The sequence below is a fragment of the Rhizobium sp. 01T437 genome (genome assembly GCF_056398505.1).
On the sequence record NZ_JBFTPM010000054.1, the window covers coordinates 1 to 2,533 of the forward strand.

General features: G+C 65.5%; 3 protein-coding genes. All 3 read left to right on the forward strand.

Annotated features, from left to right (window positions below):
- Positions 1 to 129: 129 nt before the first annotated feature.
- Genes AC1DM5_RS36395 through AC1DM5_RS36405 form a run of 3 tightly spaced genes read left to right on the forward strand, consistent with a single transcriptional unit; the run spans position 130 to position 2,461 of the window.
- Positions 130 to 1,038 carry a tyrosine-type recombinase/integrase gene (locus AC1DM5_RS36395; RefSeq protein WP_477824403.1) on the forward strand — a complete coding sequence of 303 codons (909 nt, stop codon included), beginning with the start codon at positions 130 to 132 and terminating at the stop codon, positions 1,036 to 1,038.
- 2 nt (positions 1,039 to 1,040) lie between these two features.
- Positions 1,041 to 2,234 (forward strand): IS91 family transposase, encoded by a 1,194-nt coding sequence (locus AC1DM5_RS36400; protein WP_477976918.1) that lies wholly within the window; start codon positions 1,041 to 1,043, stop codon positions 2,232 to 2,234.
- Positions 2,231 to 2,461, forward strand: a complete 231-nt coding sequence (locus AC1DM5_RS36405) for a hypothetical protein (protein ID WP_477824401.1) — start codon at positions 2,231 to 2,233, stop codon at positions 2,459 to 2,461. Before AC1DM5_RS36400 ends, AC1DM5_RS36405 begins: the two co-directional genes overlap by 4 nt.
- Positions 2,462 to 2,533: the final 72 nt, after the last annotated feature.

Consider the following 2,533-nt stretch of genomic DNA (forward strand, 5'->3'; position numbering starts at 1 on the left):
GAACGAACCCGCTGCGCGGGAGGGCGTCTGCGGTTGAGGTAGAGGGCGCGGGCTGGAGATTGCGCCTGGATTGAACGTCGTCCGGCAAGGGCAGAGCATGACGAGCTTCTTCAACAAAGGAGCATGATCATGCAGTCCCCCGATCTCGACACGCCTATCAGCCCGCTGCGCCAGCGGTTGATTGATGACATGAACATGCGGCGTTTCTCACGCGAAACGCAACGCAACTATCTCCGCGACATCGGACGCCTGGCGACCTTCCTCGGGCGTTCACCAGACACGGCGACCGCCGACGACCTGCGCCGGTTCCAGATCGAGCAACAGGAGGACGGCGTTCCCGTTCCGACGATGAACAGCATCGTGTCGGCGCTACGCTTCTTCTTCACCCAGACCCTCGACCGCCCGGACCTGGCGCGCAGGCTCGTCCGGCTGGCGCATCCGCGTAACCTGCCCGTGGTGCTGAGCCGCGACGAGGTTGCCCGGTTGCTCAATGCCACCACCTGCCTCAAGCACCAGGCGGCATTGTCGGTCGCCTATGGCGCCGGCCTACGTGTCGCTGAGGTCTCTATGCTAAAGGTCGCCGACGTCGACAGCGAGCGGATGCTGCTGCGCGTCGAGCGTGGCAAGGGCGGGCGCTATCGCAATGCCATGCTTTCGGAGGACCTGCTTACCCTGCTGCGCCAGTGGTGGAAGGTGGGGCGGCAGCAGGGTGTGATGCATCGCGACGGCTGGTTATTCCCTGGCCAGCATTCAATGAAGCCGATCAGTACGCGGCAGCTCTATCGCATCGTCGTTGAGGCGGCCCAGGCCGCCGACATCGCCAAGCGGGTCGGGCCGCATACGTTGCGCCATAGCTTCGCCACTCACCTGCTGGAGGATGGCACGGACATCCGGATCATCCAGGTCCTGCTCGGGCACGCAAAACTCAACAACACCGCCCTCTACGCCAAGGTGGCGACCAGGACGGTCCGCACGGTTACGAGTCCGCTCGACAAGCTCGGCCTGTTCAAGCCGGAAGAAGTCTCCCCCGACGGTTGAACTTGCGTGCCTCGATCGAGGTCGCCGACATCTTCCGTGCTGCCGGGGCGGCGTACCGGCGCGCCCATGCAGGGCACCTGAGCCTGCAGCAACTGAAGGCGATGTCGGCGGTTGAGAACTGCCGCACTGCTGCGCTGGGCGGTCACGTCGAGGCCTGCGAGGACTGCGGCCAGTGGCGGATCGCCTACAACTCCTGCCGCRATCGGCACTGCCCAAAGTGCCAGGGCGCGGCGGCACGGACATGGCTTGCCGAACGCGAGGCCGATCTGCTTCCAGTCGGCTACTTCCACGTCGTGTTCACGCTGCCGGCCGAGGTCGCCGACATAGCGTTCCAGAACAAAGCGCTCGTCTACGACCTGCTGTTCAAGGCGGCGTCGGAGACGATGCTGACCATCGCGGCCGATCGCAAGCATCTCGGCGCGCGCATCGGCATCACCGCCGTGCTCCACACCTGGGGATCGGCGATGACGCACCATCCGCATGTGCACATGATCGTGCCTGGCGGTGGCATCGCGCCGGACGGGAGCCGTTGGATCTCGTCGCGGTCGGCCTTCCTGCTTCCGGTGCGCGTACTCGGCAAACTGTTTCGACGGCTGTTCCTCACCCGGCTGGCTGCTCTGCACGACGCCGGGCGGCTCTGCTTCTTTGGCGCACTTGCTCATCTCGCCGAGCGGCAGGCATTCTTGCGGCATCTATCGCCGGTCCGGGAAAAGCGTTGGGTGGTCTATGCCAAAGCGCCGTTCGCAGGGCCGGAGGCAGTGCTCGCCTACCTGTCCCGCTACACCCACCGGGTCGCAATCTCGAACCGCCGCCTGATCACCTTCGACGAGACTGGCGTCACCTTCCGCTACAAGGACTACCGCCGCGACGTCTGCGACCGACAGCAGATCATGACGCTCGCGGTCGATGAGTTCATCCGCCGCTTCCTGCTCCATGTCTTGCCGCGCGGCTTCCATCGTATCCGGCATTACGGCCTGCTCGCCGGCTCAGCCCGCAAGACCAGCCTCGCGCTCGCTCGCGAACTGCTGCACGTCGCCGTACCGGCCGATGACGACACACCAGGCGAACCGGATGACTTCCGCCCGCCATGCCCCTGCTGCGGCGGACGAATGATCGTCATCGAGGTGTTTGAACGCCGGAGGCAGCCGCGAGGACCACCGAATGCGACGGCGACGAACCGGGAGACTGCTTCATGACCCGGCATGGCATGGTCCAGGCTTCAGCCGCAGGCGCCTCGCCTCCGGCAACCGACCTACGCGCATTCATGGTGATTATCGCCGCCGACAGGGTCGCGACGAGCCGGGCGCCGGGCCGGCTATACCGCGCGGATGCGCAACGAAGCGGCCTGTCCGCATCCATCACCCCACTTCCTGACGGCGGTCGCGCCATCGCCGACATCAGCCGCAGATCGAAATCCCCATAGCCTCCGACTGTGGCCCGCGGGTTCCTTCCTCGGGGACTTTCGTACGCCTGCCGGCGCCCGAAACTCTTCACG